Below are 16,461 nucleotides of genomic sequence, written 5' to 3' on the forward strand. Positions count from 1 at the left end.
ACCTTGCGGGTCTCCCTCGTTGATCACGATGCCGACCGCTTCAGCTGTGCGCGAGGGGGGAGTTGAACCCCCACGCCCTTGCGGGCACTGGAACCTGAATCCAGCGCGTCTGCCTATTCCGCCACCCGCGCATTGGGTGTGTCCTGGGGCCTTCCCGCTGGGGGTTGGCGCCTTCCGACACCCAGAACATTAGCACGCTGGACCGGGTGGGTTCACATCCCTTATCGGGGGCAGGGGCACCCCCACAGCGGCACGCCGACCGGCCAGAAGACCCCCCGCACGTATCAACCTCGTACCGGTCCTGCCCGTCTGCCCAGGAGCCGGACCGAGTCCACAGTCCGGTGCGGGACACTTGTTTGCGACCCCCTCTACGATCCATGCCAGAAGTTCGAAGGGGAGCGCCGCAGGGAACTTCGTCAGGCGTCGACACCCGTCGACCGGGCTGACAGGGGGAACCAGCCGATTAACCGGGGCGTGGATACGATCAGTAAGCAGTACCGGGTAGGCAGTACACAGGACGGCAACACCGGAGGAGGTGCCCCATGGGAGTCCTGAAGAAGTTCGAGCAGCGTCTCGAAGGTCTGGTCAACGGCACCTTCGCCAAGGTGTTCAAGTCCGAGGTGCAGCCCGTGGAGATCGCGGGAGCGCTCCAGCGTGAGTGCGACAACAACGCGACCATCTGGAACCGCGACCGCACCGTCGTGCCCAACGACTTCATCGTGGAGCTGAGCGCCCCCGACTTCGAGCGCCTCAGCCCCTATTCCGGCCAGCTCGGCGACGAGCTCGCCGGCATGGTCCGCGACTACGCCAAGCAGCAGCGCTACACCTTCATGGGGCCGATCAAGGTCCACCTGGAGAAGGCGGACGACCTCGACACCGGTCTGTACCGGGTGCGCAGCCGTACGCTCGCCTCCTCCACCGACCAGCAGGCCCCCGGCTCCGCGGCCGGCGGTGCCCGCCCCGCAGGTGCCGCCGGCGGCTACGGGTACCCGCCCGCGGGTGCCCCGGCACAGCCGGCCGGCGCTCCCCCCATGCCCTCGGCGCCCCCGCCAGGCGCCCGCCCCGGCGGGTACGGATATCCGCAGCCGGCCCAGCCCGCCGCGCAGCGTCCCGGGGCCGCGCCCGGCGCCGCCCCCGGCTCCCGCACCAGGTACTGGATCGAGATCAACGGTGCCCGCCACCAGATCTCCCACCAGACCCTGGTGCTGGGCCGCAGCACCGACGCCGACGTGCGGATCGACGACCCCGGCGTATCCCGCCGGCACTGCGAGATCCGGACCGGAACGCCCCCGACGATCCAGGATCTCGGGTCCACCAACGGCATCGTGGTGGACGGGCAGCACACCACCCGCGCTACGCTCCGCGACGGCTCGCGGATCGTCGTGGGCAGCACCACCGTTATCTATAGGCAAGCCGAAGGGTGATCCGGGGGCAATGTCAGAGCTGACCCTCACGGTCATGCGGCTGGGTTTCCTGGCCGTACTGTGGCTGTTCGTGATCGTGGCCGTGCAGGTCATCCGCAGCGATCTGTTCGGTACGCGCGTCACACAGCGCGGATCCCGACGGGACGCCAACCGGGCGCAGCAGGCCACGCGCCAGGCGCCGCCGCAGCAGCGCCAGCAACCGGCCGGTGGCCGGGCGCGGCGCAACGCCCCCACCAAACTGGTGGTGACCGAAGGCACACTCACCGGCACCACCGTCGCGCTCCAGTCCCAGACCATCACCCTGGGCCGGGCGCACGACAGCACGATCGTGCTGGACGACGACTACGCCTCGAGCCGGCATGCCAGGATCTACCCGGACCGGGACGGTCAGTGGATCGTCGAGGACCTCGGGTCCACGAACGGCACCTATCTCGACCGGACCCGCCTCACGACCCCCACGCCGATCGCGCTGGGTGCACCGATCCGCATCGGCAAGACCGTCATCGAGCTGCGGAAGTAGTGCTACATCATGAATGAGCGCGAGCGGAGCGAGCACGCAGCGGCGGTCCACACCCGGGGCCCCGGCGCGCTCCCGACCGGAGGGTGGGCAGTGTGGCTCGACACGATCGGCTGTACCCGGAGCCGACGGGCGAGGTGCGCATGAGTCTGTCACTGCGCTTCGCCGCCGGTTCGCACAAAGGCATGATCCGCGAGGGCAACGAGGACTCCGGGTACGCCGGTCCGCGCCTGCTCGCGATCGCCGACGGCATGGGCGGCGCCGCGGCCGGCGAGGTCGCCTCCTCCGAGGCGATCTCCACCATCGTCCAGCTCGACGACGACATCCCGGGCTCGGACGTCCTCACCTCCCTCGGCGCGGCCGTCCAGCGCGCCAACGACCAGCTGCGCCAGATGGTCGAGGAGGACCCGTCGCTGGAGGGCATGGGCACCACCCTCACCGCCCTGCTGTGGACGGGCCAGCGGCTCGGCCTGGTGCACGTCGGCGACTCGCGCGCGTACCTGCTGCGCGACGGTGTCCTCACGCAGATCACCCAGGACCACACGTGGGTGCAGCGCCTCGTCGACGAGGGCCGGATCACCGAGGAAGAGGCCACCACCCACCCGCAGCGCTCCTTGCTGATGCGCGCCCTCGGCAGCGGCGACCACGTCGAGCCCGATCTGTCGATCCGCGAGGTGCGGGCCGGTGACCGCTACCTGATCTGCTCCGACGGCCTGTCCGGCGTCGTCTCCCACCAGACGATGGAGGAGACCCTCGCCAGCTACCAGGGTCCGCAGGAGACCGTCCAGCAGCTGATCGAGCTGGCGCTGCGCGGCGGCGGCCCGGACAACATCACCGTCATCGTCGCCGACGTCCTCGACCTGGACACCGGTGACACCCTCGCCGGGCAGCTGTCCGACACCCCGGTCGTGGTGGGCGCTGTCGCCGAGAACCAGAACCACCTGCACGACAACGGCATCATGCAGACCCCGGCCGGCCGCGCCGCCGGCCTCGGCCGCCAGGTGCCCGGACAGGGCGGCGGGGGCGGCGAGTTCGGCCCGCCCGGCTCCGGCGACACCACCGGCTACATCCCGGCGGACGGCTTCGGCGGCTACGGCGACGACGACTTCGTCAAACCACGGCCCCGGCGCCGCTGGCTGAAGCGATCCTTCTACGGCGTCCTCGCGCTGGCCGTCATCGGCGGCGGCCTCTACGGTGGCTACCGCTGGACGCAGACCCAGTACTACGTCGGCACCAACGACGAGCACGTCGCCCTCTACCGGGGCATCAGCCAGGACCTGGCCTGGGTCTCGTTGTCGAAGGTCGAGAAGGACCACCCCGAGATCGAACTCAAGTACCTGCCGCCCTACCAGCAGAAGCTGGTCGAGGCGACGATCGCCGAGGGCGGGCTGAAGAACGCCCAGGCGAAGATCGACGAGCTGGGCGTGCAGGCCTCCGCGTGCAAGAAGGAGGCGCAGCGACGCGCCGCCGAGAGCGAGAACAGCGCGCAGGCCGGCCAGGGCGAGGCAGGCGGTACCACGGGAACCACCCGCACCTCTGTCACGTCCAAGGCCACACCGACACCGTCGGCCACCGGTTCCACGTCCCCGAGCCAGTCCGCGACCGCGCCCACTCCCAGCCCCGGCCCCAGCCTCTCGGAGGAAGAGCAGAAGGTCGTCTCGCTGTGCGGTAAGCAGTAGGCAAGCCGTGAGAGGCCCCGTCACACGATGAGCAGTACTTCCAACCCGTCGACGCAGCACACGTCCACGATCGGCTCGATCGGCACGCCGAGCCGGCGCAACACCGAGCTCGGGCTCCTGGTGTTCGCCGTCCTCATCCCGGTCTTCGCCTACGCCAACGTCGGCCTCGCCATCAACGACGAGGTACCGGCCGGCCTGCTGAGCTACGGGCTCGGCCTGGGCCTGCTGGCCGGCGTCGGCCATCTCGTCGTCCGCAAGTTCGCGCCGTACGCCGACCCGCTGCTGCTGCCGCTGGCCACTCTGCTCAACGGGCTGGGGCTGGTCGCCATCTGGCGGCTGGACCAGTCCGAACTGCTGCAGGACATCGGCCAGGCCGGCACCGCCGCCCCGCGCCAGTTGCTGTACACGGCGATGGGCATCGCGCTGTTCATCGTGGTGCTGATCTTCCTCAAGGACCACCGCGCCCTGCAGCGCTACACGTACATCTCGATGGTCGGCGCGCTGTTCCTGCTGCTGCTGCCGCTGGTCCCGGGCCTCGGCCAGAACATCTACGGCGCGAAGATCTGGATCAACGTCGGCGGGTTCTCCATCCAGCCCGGTGAGTTCGCGAAGATCGTCCTCGCGGTCTTCTTCGCCGGCTACCTGATGGTCAAGCGGGACGCGCTCGCCCTGGCCAGCCGCCGCTTCATGGGCCTGTACCTGCCGCGTGGCCGCGACCTCGGCCCGATCCTCGTGGTCTGGGCGATGTCGATCCTGATCCTGGTCTTCGAAACCGACCTGGGCACGTCGCTGCTGTTCTTCGGAATGTTCGTCATCATGCTGTACGTCGCCACCGAGCGGACCAGCTGGATCGTCTTCGGTCTGCTGATGTCCGCGGTCGGCGCCGTCGGTGTGGCCTCCTTCGAGCCGCACATCCAGCAGCGTGTCGACGCCTGGCTCGACCCGATGCGCGAATACACGCTCTCCCGCCAGGGCGTGGGCGGCCACTCCGAGCAGGCGATGCAGGCACTGTGGGCGTTCGGCTCCGGCGGGACCCTGGGCACCGGCTGGGGCCAGGGCCACTCCGAGCTGATCCGGTTCGCCGCCAACTCCGACTTCATCCTCGCCACCTTCGGCGAGGAGCTGGGCCTCGCCGGTGTGATGGGCCTGCTGCTGCTGTACGCACTGATCGTGGAGCGCGGCGTGCGCACCGCCCTCGCCGCCCGAGACCCCTTCGGCAAGCTGCTCGCCATCGGCCTGTCCGGCGCCTTCGCCCTCCAGGTGTTCGTCGTCGCCGGCGGTGTGATGGGACTCATCCCGCTGACCGGTATGACGATGCCGTTCCTGGCGTACGGCGGATCGTCCGTGATCGCCAACTGGGCGCTGATCGGCATCCTGCTGAGAATCAGCGACACCGCGCGCCGCCCGGCGCCGGCCCCCGCCCCCAACCCCGACGCCGAGATGACCCAGGTGGTCCGCCCGTCATGAACAAGCCCCTGCGCCGGATCGCGATCTTCTGCGGACTGCTCGTCCTGACGCTGCTGATCCGCGACAACTGGCTCCAGTACGTCCGGGCGGACGAGCTGGCCACCGACACCGACAACCGCCGGGTCGCGATCGAGCGGTACGCCACCCCGCGCGGCGACATAATCGTCGACGGCAAGGCCATCACCGGCTCCAAGCGGGCCGCCAGCGGCGACTTCGAGTACGTCCGCACCTACAAGGACGGCCCCATGTGGGCCCCGGTCACCGGCTACGCCTCCCAGGCCTTCGGCACCAACCAGCTGGAGAACCTGGAGGACGGCATCCTCACCGGCAACGACGACCGGCTGTTCTTCCGCAACACCCTCGACATGCTCACCGGCAAGAACAAGGCCGGCGGCAACGTCGTCACCACCCTCAACGCGGCCGCGCAGAAGGCGGCGTACGAGGGCCTGGCCAAGCGGGGCAAGGGCGCCGTGGTGGCGCTGGACCCGGAGACCGGGGCGATCCTGGCGCAGGCCTCCTACCCGTCGTACGACCCCTCGACGATCGCCGGGTACTCCGACGACGACCAGAAGGCCTGGAACAAGCTCCAGAAGAAGGACAACGCGAACGACCCGATGCTCAACCGGGCGCTGCGCGAGACCTACCCGCCGGGCTCGACCTTCAAGGTCGTCACCGCGGCGGCGGCCCTGGAGCACGGCCTGTACCCGGAGGCGGACTCGCCCACCAAGACGCCGCTGCCGTGGACCATGCCGGGCACCACCAGGCCACTCCAGAACGAGGGGAACATCCCCTGCAAGAACGCGACCCTCAGGGTCGCCCTGCAGTGGTCCTGCAACACCGTCTTCGGCAAGGTCGGCTCCGACCTCGGCAACGACAAGATGCTGGAGACGGCGAAGAAGTTCGGCTTCACCGAGGAGCAGTTCACGCCGGTCCGCGCGAACGCCTCCGTGTTCTCCGAGGACATGGCCCCCTCCGAGGTGGCGCTGTCCTCGATCGGCCAGTTCAACACCGCCGCGACTCCGCTGCAGATGGCCATGGTCGCCGCCGCGGTCGCCAACGACGGCACGCTGATGAAGCCGTACATGGTCGACAAGCTCCAGGCGTCCAACGTCGACACCATCGAGCAGACCGAGCCGGAGGAGCTGAGCAAGCCGCTCTCCTCGGACAACGCGCAGGTGCTGCAGTCGATGATGGAGACCGTCGTCGACAAGGGCACCGGCAGCAACGCGAAGATCGACGGCGTGACCGTGGGCGGCAAGACCGGTACCGCCCAGCACGGCGTCGACAACAGCGAGAAGCCGTACGCCTGGTTCATCTCGTACGCCAAGCTCTCCGACGGCAGCTCGCCGGTGGCCGTGGCCGTCGTGGTCGAGGACCAGGAGGCGGACCGTGGCGACATCTCCGGCGGTGGCCTCGCGGCGCCCATCGCGAAGAGCGTGATGGAGGCGGTCATCCAGAGCAAGCAGTGAGAGCCCCGTCACGTCGCCTTCACATTGATGCACGTTGCGATACCGGTCCTGTATCGGCTGACGGGCTTGGCCAGGTCATACAAAGCGAGCCGGGTACGGTAGGCCCGGACGGCAGTCTCCGGTCGCACGACATGCCGACCGGGACCGACGGAGAGGGCTGGTAGGTAGCTTATGGAAGAGCCGCGTCGCCTCGGCGGCCGGTACGAGCTGGGCCCGGTGCTCGGCCGTGGTGGCATGGCGGAGGTTTACCACGCGCATGACACCCGGCTGGGACGCCAGGTGGCGGTGAAGACGTTGCGCGCGGATCTCGCTCGCGACCCGTCGTTCCAGGCCCGCTTCCGCCGGGAGGCCCAGTCGGCCGCCTCGCTCAACCACCCCGCGATCGTGGCGGTCTACGACACGGGTGAGGACTACATCGACGGGGTCTCGATCCCGTACATCGTCATGGAGTACGTCGACGGCTCCACGCTCCGTGAGCTGCTGCACTCCGGCCGCAAGCTGCTGCCGGAGCGCGCCATGGAGATGACCATCGGCATCCTCCAGGGCCTGGAGTACGCCCACCGCAACGGCATCGTCCACCGAGACATCAAGCCGGCGAACGTCATGCTGACGCGCAACGGCCAGGTCAAGGTCATGGACTTCGGTATCGCCCGCGCCATGGGCGACTCCGGCATGACGATGACGCAGACGGCCGCCGTGATCGGCACCGCGCAGTACCTCTCGCCCGAGCAGGCCAAGGGCGAGCAGGTCGACGCGCGAAGCGACCTGTACTCCACGGGCTGCCTGCTGTACGAGCTGCTGACGGTCCGCCCGCCCTTCGTGGGCGACTCCCCCGTGGCCGTCGCGTACCAGCACGTCCGGGAGGAGGCGCAGCCTCCGTCGGTGTTCGACCCCGAGATCACGCCGGAGATGGACGCGATCGTCCTCAAGGCGCTGGTCAAGGACCCGAACTACCGCTACCAGTCCGCCGACGAGATGCGGGCCGACATCGAGGCCTGCCTCGACGGCCAGCCGGTCGGCGCCACGGCGTCGATGGGCTCAGTCGGCTACGGCGGCTACCCCGACGACCAGCCGACGACGGCCATGCGCTCCGAGGGCCACGCCGGCGCGACGACCCTGCTGCCCCCCGCCAACCCGGACGACGGCGGCTTCGGCTACGACGACCGGCCCGACCGGCGTCGCCAGAAGAAGTCCAACACCTCGACGATCCTGCTGGTCGTCGCGGCGGTCCTGGTCCTGGTCGGCGCGATCCTGATCGGTCGCTGGGCGTTCGGCGAGGACGGGGTGAGCAACAGCCAGGTTCCGGTCCCCAACCTCGTGGGCCAGACCGAGGCGGACGCGAGGAAGTTGCTGACCAACAGCGACCTCGAAGTCGGAACGGTCACGCCGAAGCCCTGCGAGGAGGAGAAGAAGGGCAACGTCTGCTCGCAGGACCCGCAGCCCAAGACGCAGGTCGACAAGAACACCGTCGTTAACCTCGTGGTGTCGACGGGCGCGCCGAAGGTTGCCCTGCCGAACGTGATCGACAAGAACGTCGACACGGCGACGCAGCAGCTGGAGGAGAAGGGCTTCAAGGTCGAGACCAAGACCACGGAGTCCTCCTCCCCGGAGGGCACGGTCCTGAGCCAGAACCCCGACCCGGGCACCGAGTTGGAGAAGGGCTCGACGGTGACCCTTGAGGTGGCCAAGGCCCAGGAGAAGGCGACCGTCCCGGACGTCGCGGGTCAGTCCTGCGACGACGCCAAGAAGCGACTGCAGGAGAACAACCTCACCGGCAACTGCACCGAGACACCGGTCACGGATCCGAACCAGGACGGCAAGGTCTTCGAGATCACGCCCTCGGCCGGTTCGCAGGTCGACAAGAACTCGGTGGTGAACCTCAAGGTCGGCAAGCTCCAGCAGCAGCAGGTCGCCGTTCCCGGCGTCGTCGGCCGGACCGTGGACGAGGCCAAGCAGATCCTCCAGCAGGCGGGCTTCACCAACATCAATGTCGTGGGCTCCCAGGAGGGCAACGCCCGGGTCTTCCAGCAGGACCCGCCCCCCAACACGCCGGTCGCCGACCCGGCCGCCACACCGATCACCTTGACCGCTGCGGGCGGCGGCGGCAACAACGGCGGCGGCATCTTCGGAGGCAACGACGGCGACTGACCGCCCCCGCCGCACACGACGGAGCCCCGGCACCCACTCTCAGGGTGCCGGGGCTCCGTCGTACGTGCCGGGCGGTCTAGCGGAGCAGTTCCTTCGGCGGTGTGCGGTCGCCGTTCACCTTCTCCACGCGGTCCAGCTCGCCCCAGACGACGTACCGGTAGCGGCTGGTGAAGACCGGGGTGCAGGTGGTCAGGGTGATGTACTTGCCGGCCTTCTTGCGGCCGGACTCCTCGGGGATCGGGTCGAGGACCTTGACGTTGTACTTCGAGGTCTCGGGAAGGACGGCGTAGACCTCGTAGACGAACCACTTGTCCTTCGTCTCGAAGACGATCGGGTCGCCCTTCTTGAGCTTGTGGATGTCGTGGAACTTGGCGCCGTGACCGTCCCGGTGAGCGGCGAGCGAGAAGTTGCCGTTCTTGCCACTGGTGGGGAGGGTCGCCTTGACGGGGTCGGTGTAGTAGCCGGCCACGCCGTTGTTGAGGAGCTCCGTCGACGTGCCCTTCTTGATCAGGATCTCGTCCTTGTTCATCCCGGGCACGTGCAGGAATCCGATGCCGTCCTTGGTGTCCAGCCGGCCGGGGCCGGTGGGCTCGGAGGTGGCCCAGTGGTCGCGGACCCTGTCGCCTTCCTGGTGCGCCTTGCGGTCGGCGAGGACGTTCGTCCACCACAGCGAGTAGACGACGAACAGGCCGAGCACGAGGCCCGCGGTGATGAGGAGTTCACCGAAGACGCTGACCGCCATGGCGATCCGTCCGGGTCCGCGGCGCCGTGGCTCGGGAGCCCCGGGAACGGCGTCGGTGTGCTCTTCACGATCGGTGGTCGCTGCCACGTGTCATCTGCCCTTAACTGACGAGCGCATCCGGCTTGCCCTTGCTGCGCGGCCGTTCCTCGACCATCTTGCCCCAGACGATCATCCGGTACTTGCTGGTGAACTCCGGTGTGCACGTCGTCAGGGTGATGTAGCGGCCGGGCTCGGTGAAGCCCGACCCCGGGGGCACCGGGTCGAGCACGCTCACGTTGCTCGGCGAGGTCACCGGCAGGATCGACGCCATGTCGTAGACGAAGTACCTGTCCTGGGTCTCGACGACGATCGGATCGCCCGGCTGGAGCCTGTTGATGTAACGGAAGGGCTCTCCGTGCGTGTTGCGGTGTCCCGCGAGGCCGAAGTTGCCGGTCTTGTCGTCGGGCATCGCCGTCTTCAGCGCGCCCTCGGCGTAGTGACCGACCATGCCCCGGTCGAGCACCTTGTCGCTGTTGGTGCCCTCGGCGATCGGCACGACCACGTCCAGCTTGGGGATGTGCAGCAGCGCGAAGCCCTGCCCCGGCTGGAAGGCGCCCGGGTTGCGCTTGCCGTTCGCCCAGTCGTCCTGGAGCTGGCTGGCCTCGTTCCCCGCCTGGGCGTGCGCCCGGACGTTGGTCCACCACAGCTGGTAGGTGACGAAGAGGAGCATCAGCACGCCGGTGGTGATGAACACCTCGCCGATCAACCGGCTGGCGATGACCGCGGCGCCGGGCTTGCGCTCCCGCGCGAGCCGGCGGGCCTCGACGCGGGAGAGCGGTCGGCTCCGGTCGCCGCCTTCGGCCTCACCGGGTGAGCCGGCCTGACCTACGGGGTCGGCGTGGGCGCCATGGCGCCCGTGGCGGCGCTTGGCGCCCTTTCTGCGGGCCGCCCGACCTCCCGGAGCGGTCCCGGTCAACCCGGGACCCGTTGAGGTTCCTGTGGCTCCTGTGACGCCCGTGGCCCGTGCGGTCCTGCCCCGGCCGGCCACGGTGCCCGTCGACCCGGGCCCGCCCGGCGACTCCGGTATCCGCAGAGCCATCGTCTCGTCGTCCACCGGAGCCCCGCCCCTCGGTGAATGGCCCGGCGCACCGCCCACCGGCGCCTCGTACGGCTGCCGCCCGTACCAGTCCCCCAACGCACCCGCCCCCTCGTAGGGCTGCTGCCCGTACAAGGAGTCCTGGTCGCCGGCGTCGCCGTAGGCGGCGGTGCCGGACTCGCGCTCGGGGCGCAGCGCGGTCACGCCGTGGCCCTGCCCACCACCGGGGCGAGCCCCGCCGACCTCGCCACCGCGCCCTCGTCGCCGCACTCCGCCAGCCAGTTGGCCAGCATCCTGTGCCCGTGCTCGGTCAACACCGACTCGGGGTGGAACTGCACACCCTCGACGGGGAGGTCGCGGTGGCGCAGGCCCATGATGATGCCGTCGTGCGTGCGCGCGGTGACCTCCAGCTCGGCCGGCACCGTGGGTGGCTCGGCGGCCAGGGAGTGGTAGCGGGTCGCGGTGAACGGCGTGGGCAGCCCCGTGAAGACGCCCTTGCCCTCGTGCTCGACCAGCGAGGTCTTGCCGTGCAGCAGCTCGGGCGCACGGTCCACGACACCGCCGTACGCCACCTGCATGGACTGCATGCCGAGGCAGACGCCGAAGACGGGCACGCCGGTGGCGGCGCAGTGGCGGACCATGTCGATGCAGACGCCGGCCTGCTCGGGCGCGCCGGGGCCGGGTGACAGCAGCACGCCGTCGAAGCCGTCGCCCGCGTGCGCGGTCGAGACCTCGTCGTTGCGCAGGACCTCGCATTCGGCGCCCAGCTGGTACAGGTACTGGACCAGGTTGAAGACGAAGCTGTCGTAGTTGTCCACGACGAGAATGCGCGCGCTCACTGGTTGTCCACCGTCACATCGTTGAAGGGCAGCAGCGGTTCGGCCCAGGGAAAGACGTACTGGAACAGGACGTAGACCGCGGCCAGGATCAGTACCAGTGAGATCAGCGCCTTGATCCACGCGTTCCCCGGCAGATGCCGCCAGATCCAGCCGTACATGCCGTCCCTTCCGTCGCACCACGGCACCAGAAACTCACGCCGTACGCCACCAGACTAACGGCGCAGAGCGGCTGGTTTCCCGGCCTCCACAGGCTGTGTGGAATCCAGATGCGCCCAGACGATCAGGCGGTGGCTGTGGCCCCACTCCGGTTCGCAGGTGGTGAGGGTCAGATAGCGGCCCGGACGTGTGTACCCCGACTTACGTGGCAGCGGGTCGATCACCTCAACGTCCGTCGGAACGGTCTTGTACGGCCCCTTGTCGATCCGGTACGTGAACCAGGTCGTCCCGTCCGTCAGCACCACCGCGTCACCGGGCCGCAGCCGCGGAAAGTCCTTGAACGGATCGCCGTACGTGCGCCGGTGCCCGGCGACGGAGAAGTTGCCCTTCTGCCCGAGTTGCGCGGTACCGGCGTAGTGCCCGAGGCCCTTCTTCAAGGTGCCGGTGGCGGTGCCTTCGAGCACGGGCTTGTTCCACGTGAAACCGAGCCGCGGGACGTACATGATCGCGAAGGCCCGGCCGTTCTCGTACGCCGTCGGCTTCGGGGGCGCGGCGGGGGCGCCCGGGGCCCCCGTGCCCGTCGGGCGGACCTCGCCCTGGGCCCACTGCCGCTCGAGGCGGCCGATCTCGTCGTCCATGACGGTGTCGGCCCTCACGCCGGTCCAGAAGAGCACGTAGACGACAAACAGCACGATCACGGTGCCGACGGTGATGCACAGTTCGCTGACGGTCCTGACGACTAAGCGCACCTGCGGCTCCTGGGAAGGCGCTCACTCCATGGGCTGGGCGTACCGCAGATCCACTGTGCCGGAGTAGCCGGGCAGAGTCACCGTCCCGTTCTCCTCGACTTTCCAGCCGAGGCCGTACACGTTGACGTACACCATGTAGTTCTGGATCGCCGGGGAGGCGGAGAGCGCCTGCTGGAGCTTCTCGGGGTCCCCGACCGCGGTGATCTTGTACGGCGGTGAGTAGACGCGGCCCTGGAGGATCAGGGTGTTGCCCACGCAGCGCACGGCGCTGGTGGAGATCAGCCGCTGGTCCATGACCTTGATGCCCTTGGCGCCGCCCTGCCAGAGGGCGTTCACCACGGCCTGCAGGTCCTGCTGGTGGATGACCAGGTAGTCGGGCTGGGGCTCGGGATAGCCGGGGAGCTTGGCGGTGGCGTTCGGCGGCGCGTCGTCCAGGGTCACCGAGATCGCCTCGCCGGTGAGCTTGTGGGTCCCGGCCTCGTTCTCCAGGGCGGCGAGCTTGTCGTCCTCCGCCTTGGTGCTGCCGTCGCCCCGGTCGGCCAGGGACTCCACGTCCTCACGCAGGGCGGCGTTGGCCTCGCCGAGCTCGCCGTTGTTGCGGCTGCGTTCGTGGATCAGGTCCGAAAGCTTCAGCAGGGACGCGTCCGTGCGGATGTTGGTGCCCTTGGCCGTATGGAAGCTGGTGAAGAAAATGAGGCCCGCGAGAGCGAAGACGGCCGCTGTGAGGAGCCGCACGGGCCGGAAGGCCCCTCGGCTCTCAGCACTGGATCCCGTCCCGGGGGAGTCGGCAGAATTGCTCAACGTACCCTTATCTCCTTCGGCGCCACGGAAGCACTACGCTAACGGACGCCCGGGGGAGCGCTCAGTGTCCCCTTGTACGCTGCCCCGAGCCCGACCCAGTTCCCTGCGCGGCCACGCAGCGCATCGACAGGAGAGACCCTCGTGCCGAAGTCACGTATCCGCAAGAAGGCCGACTACACGCCGCCGCCCTCGAAGCAGGCGACCAGCATCAAGCTGACGAACCGTGCATGGGTCGCACCGGTCATGCTCGCCTTGTTCCTCGTCGGCCTGGCCTGGATCGTCGTCTTCTATGTGACCAACAGTTCGCTGCCCATCGAGTCGCTGGGCAACTGGAACATCGTGGTCGGCTTCGGCTTCATCGCGGCCGGATTCGGCGTCTCCACGCAGTGGAAGTAGCCGGTCTCCGCCCGGTGACGTGGTCCGTGGAAGGGCAGGCCACCGGGCGGTGAACGGAGTTCTGACCACGGCTATCCGCTGAGTTATCCACAGCCCCGGGAGAATTTCCACACCTGACCTGGGGAAAAGACGACGATCTGTGGATAACCCATCGGACGTTGACGCCGGTACGACCGTCACACCATCCCTCGAATGCTGTTCGACCCCTGCCTGACCTGCGGAAACACTGGTCAGCGACAGGGGGCACATGCGTTCCCGCACACTATGCGCAAGATGCGGCACACGCTGTGGACAACTGCCAAGCTCAGTGGATAACCCTCGGGCTCAACTGAGCTGGGCCGTTCGCAGCAGCGTCACACCGACCACCACGGCCAGCATCAGCGCACAGACGCCGTACTGCACCAGGGCCCGGCGCTCACGCGGGGCGTGCACCATCGCGTAGCCGATGACCAGACCGCCGGCAAGGCCGCCGATATGGGCCTGCCAGGCGATGCCGCCCACCGTGAACGTGAAGATCAGGTTGATCGCCAGCAGTGCCAGGACGGGCCGCAGATCGTAGTTCAGCCGACGCATCAGGACGGCCGTCGCGCCGAAGAGCCCGAAGACCGCGCCGGAGGCTCCGAGCGAGGCGGTCGTAGGAGCTTCCAGCAGGAAGGTCAGGGCGCTGCCCGAGAGGCCGGAGATGAAGTACAGCGTCAGGTAGCGAACCCGGCCGAGGGCCGCTTCCAGGGGGCCGCCGAGCCACCAGAGGCTGAGCATGTTGAACGCGATGTGCCAGATCGCCTCGTGCGTGAACATCGAGGTGACCAGGCGATACCACTCGCCCTCGACCACGCCCTCCGTCGGTCCCCAGGGGGCCGGCGGCCACTCGCCGATCAGTACCAGGCTGTTCAGCACCGACGGGCGTGCCCGGACGAGGAGGAACACCGCGAGGTTGATCCCGATCAGGATCTTGGTGACCAGCCGGGGGTCGGCGGCGACTGTGCCGCCCGCAAGGGTGCGGGGGCGGGAGGCGCTCGGCGCGTGACCGGTGCCGGCGGCGCCGCGGACACATTCGGGGCACTGGAAACCGACGGAGGCACTGACCATGCAATCGGGGCATATCGGACGATCACAGCGCGTGCAGCGCACACCGGTCTCGCGGCCCGGGTGGCGATAGCAGACAGGCGCGCCCTGTGCGTCCGGCTGACTGCCCTGCGCCTGGTCCATGAGCTCCCCTAAGTCGTCGTGGCACTGCAACGCCCCGCTCATCTTTACGGACGAGCGGGGCGTTTGGTTCCCCACCGGGAGGTCTCGGGCCCCTCTGCGGGGCCCGACCTCGGCACTGACGGGGACCGAGCCCGTGCGTGATCCCGCGGGCCCCGCGGGATCAGGTTTCGCGGGACCTCAGGCCTCGCGGGACTCGACGACGACCGACTCGATGACGACGTCGTTCAGCGGCCGGTCGGTGCGCGGGTTGGTCTGGGCGCTCGCGATGGTGTCCACGACCTTCTGGCTGGCCGCGTCGGCGACCTCGCCGAAGATGGTGTGCTTGCGGTTCAGCCAGGCCGTCGGGGAGACGGTGATGAAGAACTGCGAGCCGTTGGTGCCCGGGCCGGCGTTCGCCATGGCCAGCAGGTACGGCTTGTCGAACTGCAGGTCAGGGTGGAACTCGTCCCCGAACTCGTAGCCCGGGCCGCCCGTGCCGTTGCCCAGCGGGTCACCGCCCTGGATCATGAAGCCGCTGATGACCCGGTGGAAGACCGTGCCGTCGTACAGCTTGTCCGTGGACTTCTGACCCGTCGCGGGGTTGGTCCACTCCCGCTCGCCATTGGCGAGCTCGACGAAGTTCTTGACCGTGTTCGGCGCCTGGTTCGGGAACAGCCGAACCGCGATGTCGCCGTGGTTGGTCTTCAGGGTGGCGTAAAGCTGCTCAGCCACGATCTGCCTTCCGTTGTCTTCCTGTGACTCCACGATCCTCGCACGGTCCACGCCCGGCGTCGCCCGACGCCCACCGACAGCCGCGTATCCGGGCGTCCCGCTTGCGGAATTCCTGACCAGTCGCCCCGCGACACGGGCGCTGAGCCCCGATCCGTGGCATTGTCGACGACAAGCTCCTGTTGCCCCTTATTCATCCGCTATTGCACCGCAATCGTGACCCGGATGCCCGCCCTCGCATGCCGCATCACTCTCGGACATGCATGATCCGTAAAAGGGTGGAAAGTCGAAATACCGTACGCCACCGAGGAGGAGGAAACCCGTGACCCGCATCGACAGCGTGCGCGCCGCGACCGGCTCGGCGAAGGACAGCGTGCTGCACGCCGCGGAAGTGGTGGCGCCCTACGCCGACACGGCCAAGGACCGGGCCGCGCACTACGCACACGAGGCACGCGTACGGCTCGCGCCCAAGGTGTCGCAGGCCACTGGGCAGGCTCGCGTCCAGTACGCGTCGCATCTCGCGCCGCACGTGGAGCAGGCCCGCTACCAGGTCCGTTCGCATGTGCCGCCGAAGGTCGACCACGCCGCCCATGAGGCCGCCGCCCGCGCCCGCGAGGCCGCACGTCAGGCCGCCGACTACTCCCTGCCGAGGATCGAGCAGGCAGTGGCCGCGGCCGGGCCCGTCAAGGAGGAGGCCGCGGCCCGGGGTACGGCCGCACTGGCCGCGCTGCGCGGCCAGGTCTCGCCCAAGGAGATCCAGAAACTCGTCCGCAAGCACGAGCGCCGGGCCAAGGCCGGCCGGGCCGTGAAGGTGCTGGCCGTGATCGGTGTCCTCGCGGGCGGCGCCTTCGCCGCCTGGAAGTGGTGGGACAAGCAGGCCAACCCCGACTGGCTGGTCGAGCCCCCTGCCGCGACCGAGGTCTCCGAATCCGGCCGGCTCACGTCGGTGGACGGCAGCGGTCAGTCCGTCCTCGACCCTGAGGTACAGGCCAAGCAGGCCGAGGACGAGGCCGCGAACCGCGACGACCGCGGCTGAGCCGAGATCACCAGAAACTGTGGGGCGGGCGACCTGAGGGTCGCCC

The 16,461-nt window shown here is 69.0% G+C and carries 16 protein-coding genes and 1 tRNA gene; 8 read left to right on the forward strand and 9 right to left on the reverse strand.

Going from position 1 to position 16,461, the window contains the following annotated elements; genetic code table 11:
• Window positions 1-47: 47 nt before the first annotated feature.
• Window positions 48-131: transfer RNA gene (locus AB0O67_RS31200), tRNA-Leu, on the reverse strand.
• A 411-nt stretch (window positions 132-542) separates the two neighbouring features.
• On the opposite strand from AB0O67_RS31200, the gene AB0O67_RS31205 reads away from it, so the two are divergent.
• From AB0O67_RS31205 to pknB, 6 genes are all read left to right on the forward strand, one after another.
• Complete coding sequence (locus tag AB0O67_RS31205) at window positions 543-1,424, forward strand: DUF3662 and FHA domain-containing protein (RefSeq protein WP_365457320.1); 882 nt, start codon at window positions 543-545, stop codon at window positions 1,422-1,424.
• A 10-nt stretch (window positions 1,425-1,434) separates the two neighbouring features.
• Window positions 1,435-1,944, forward strand: a complete 510-nt coding sequence (locus AB0O67_RS31210) for an FHA domain-containing protein (protein ID WP_365457323.1) — start codon at window positions 1,435-1,437, stop codon at window positions 1,942-1,944.
• 140 nt (window positions 1,945-2,084) lie between these two features.
• A complete protein-coding gene (locus AB0O67_RS31215; protein ID WP_365457326.1) occupies window positions 2,085-3,620 on the forward strand; it encodes a Stp1/IreP family PP2C-type Ser/Thr phosphatase in 1,536 nt (511 codons plus the stop codon).
• 27 nt (window positions 3,621-3,647) lie between these two features.
• Window positions 3,648-5,087: an FtsW/RodA/SpoVE family cell cycle protein gene (locus AB0O67_RS31220; protein WP_365457329.1), complete on the forward strand. Its 1,440-nt coding sequence runs from the start codon at window positions 3,648-3,650 to the stop codon at window positions 5,085-5,087.
• A complete protein-coding gene (locus AB0O67_RS31225) occupies window positions 5,084-6,556 on the forward strand; it encodes a penicillin-binding transpeptidase domain-containing protein (RefSeq protein ID WP_365457332.1) in 1,473 nt (490 codons plus the stop codon). Before AB0O67_RS31220 ends, AB0O67_RS31225 begins: the two co-directional genes overlap by 4 nt.
• 171 nt (window positions 6,557-6,727) lie before the next feature.
• A complete protein-coding gene (pknB, locus tag AB0O67_RS31230) occupies window positions 6,728-8,704 on the forward strand; it encodes a Stk1 family PASTA domain-containing Ser/Thr kinase (RefSeq protein ID WP_365457335.1) in 1,977 nt (658 codons plus the stop codon).
• 76 nt (window positions 8,705-8,780) lie between these two features.
• Here the strand turns inward: pknB and AB0O67_RS31235 are convergent, their stop codons facing one another.
• From AB0O67_RS31235 to AB0O67_RS31260, 6 genes are read right to left on the reverse strand one after another with little or no spacing between them, the layout of a single operon-like run.
• Complete coding sequence (locus tag AB0O67_RS31235; RefSeq protein WP_365457338.1) at window positions 8,781-9,533, reverse strand: class E sortase; 753 nt, start codon at window positions 9,531-9,533, stop codon at window positions 8,781-8,783.
• 13 nt (window positions 9,534-9,546) lie between these two features.
• Entirely contained in the window at window positions 9,547-10,725 is a 1,179-nt protein-coding gene (locus AB0O67_RS31240) for a class E sortase (protein ID WP_365457341.1), read from the reverse strand.
• Window positions 10,722-11,360 (reverse strand): aminodeoxychorismate/anthranilate synthase component II, encoded by a 639-nt coding sequence (locus tag AB0O67_RS31245; protein WP_365457344.1) that lies wholly within the window; start codon window positions 11,358-11,360, stop codon window positions 10,722-10,724. The genes AB0O67_RS31240 and AB0O67_RS31245 overlap by 4 nt, the downstream gene beginning before the upstream one ends.
• A complete protein-coding gene (locus AB0O67_RS31250) occupies window positions 11,357-11,518 on the reverse strand; it encodes a hypothetical protein (protein WP_365457347.1) in 162 nt (53 codons plus the stop codon). The genes AB0O67_RS31245 and AB0O67_RS31250 overlap by 4 nt, the downstream gene beginning before the upstream one ends.
• 54 nt (window positions 11,519-11,572) lie before the next feature.
• Entirely contained in the window at window positions 11,573-12,265 is a 693-nt protein-coding gene (locus AB0O67_RS31255) for a class E sortase (protein ID WP_365457350.1), read from the reverse strand.
• Window positions 12,266-12,286: 21 nt separating this feature from the next.
• Window positions 12,287-13,066, reverse strand: coding sequence for a DUF881 domain-containing protein (locus AB0O67_RS31260; RefSeq protein WP_365457353.1), 780 nt, complete (start codon window positions 13,064-13,066; stop codon window positions 12,287-12,289).
• Between the two features lie 141 nt (window positions 13,067-13,207).
• On the opposite strand from AB0O67_RS31260, the gene crgA reads away from it, so the two are divergent.
• Window positions 13,208-13,462 carry a cell division protein CrgA gene (crgA, locus tag AB0O67_RS31265; RefSeq protein WP_365457356.1) on the forward strand — a complete coding sequence of 85 codons (255 nt, stop codon included), beginning with the start codon at window positions 13,208-13,210 and terminating at the stop codon, window positions 13,460-13,462.
• A gap of 324 nt (window positions 13,463-13,786) precedes the next feature.
• On the opposite strand, the gene AB0O67_RS31270 is transcribed toward crgA, so the two are convergent.
• Window positions 13,787-14,671 carry a rhomboid family intramembrane serine protease gene (locus tag AB0O67_RS31270; RefSeq protein ID WP_365457365.1) on the reverse strand — a complete coding sequence of 295 codons (885 nt, stop codon included), beginning with the start codon at window positions 14,669-14,671 and terminating at the stop codon, window positions 13,787-13,789.
• A 177-nt stretch (window positions 14,672-14,848) separates the two neighbouring features.
• Window positions 14,849-15,382 carry a peptidylprolyl isomerase gene (locus AB0O67_RS31275; protein ID WP_365457359.1) on the reverse strand — a complete coding sequence of 178 codons (534 nt, stop codon included), beginning with the start codon at window positions 15,380-15,382 and terminating at the stop codon, window positions 14,849-14,851.
• A 319-nt stretch (window positions 15,383-15,701) separates the two neighbouring features.
• On the opposite strand from AB0O67_RS31275, the gene AB0O67_RS31280 reads away from it, so the two are divergent.
• Window positions 15,702-16,415, forward strand: coding sequence for a DUF5324 family protein (locus AB0O67_RS31280; RefSeq protein ID WP_365457362.1), 714 nt, complete (start codon window positions 15,702-15,704; stop codon window positions 16,413-16,415).
• Window positions 16,416-16,461: the final 46 nt, after the last annotated feature.

This window comes from Streptomyces sp. NPDC086077 (assembly GCF_040686175.1).
Classification (GTDB): domain Bacteria; phylum Actinomycetota; class Actinomycetes; order Streptomycetales; family Streptomycetaceae; genus Streptomyces.

Bases quoted from the DNA above. Each gene is read 5' to 3' on its own strand.
- AB0O67_RS31205 (WP_365457320.1), top strand. From the start codon at position 543: ATGGGAGTCCTGAAGAAGTTCGAGCAGCGTCTCGAAGGTCTGGTCAAC.
- AB0O67_RS31210 (WP_365457323.1), top strand. From the start codon at position 1,435: ATGTCAGAGCTGACCCTCACGGTCATGCGGCTGGGTTTCCTGGCCGTA.
- AB0O67_RS31215 (WP_365457326.1), top strand. From the start codon at position 2,085: ATGAGTCTGTCACTGCGCTTCGCCGCCGGTTCGCACAAAGGCATGATC.
- AB0O67_RS31220 (WP_365457329.1), top strand. From the start codon at position 3,648: ATGAGCAGTACTTCCAACCCGTCGACGCAGCACACGTCCACGATCGGC.
- AB0O67_RS31225 (WP_365457332.1), top strand. From the start codon at position 5,084: ATGAACAAGCCCCTGCGCCGGATCGCGATCTTCTGCGGACTGCTCGTC.
- pknB (WP_365457335.1), top strand. From the start codon at position 6,728: ATGGAAGAGCCGCGTCGCCTCGGCGGCCGGTACGAGCTGGGCCCGGTG.
- AB0O67_RS31250 (WP_365457347.1), bottom strand. From the start codon at position 11,518: ATGTACGGCTGGATCTGGCGGCATCTGCCGGGGAACGCGTGGATCAAG.
- AB0O67_RS31270 (WP_365457365.1), bottom strand. From the start codon at position 14,671: ATGGACCAGGCGCAGGGCAGTCAGCCGGACGCACAGGGCGCGCCTGTC.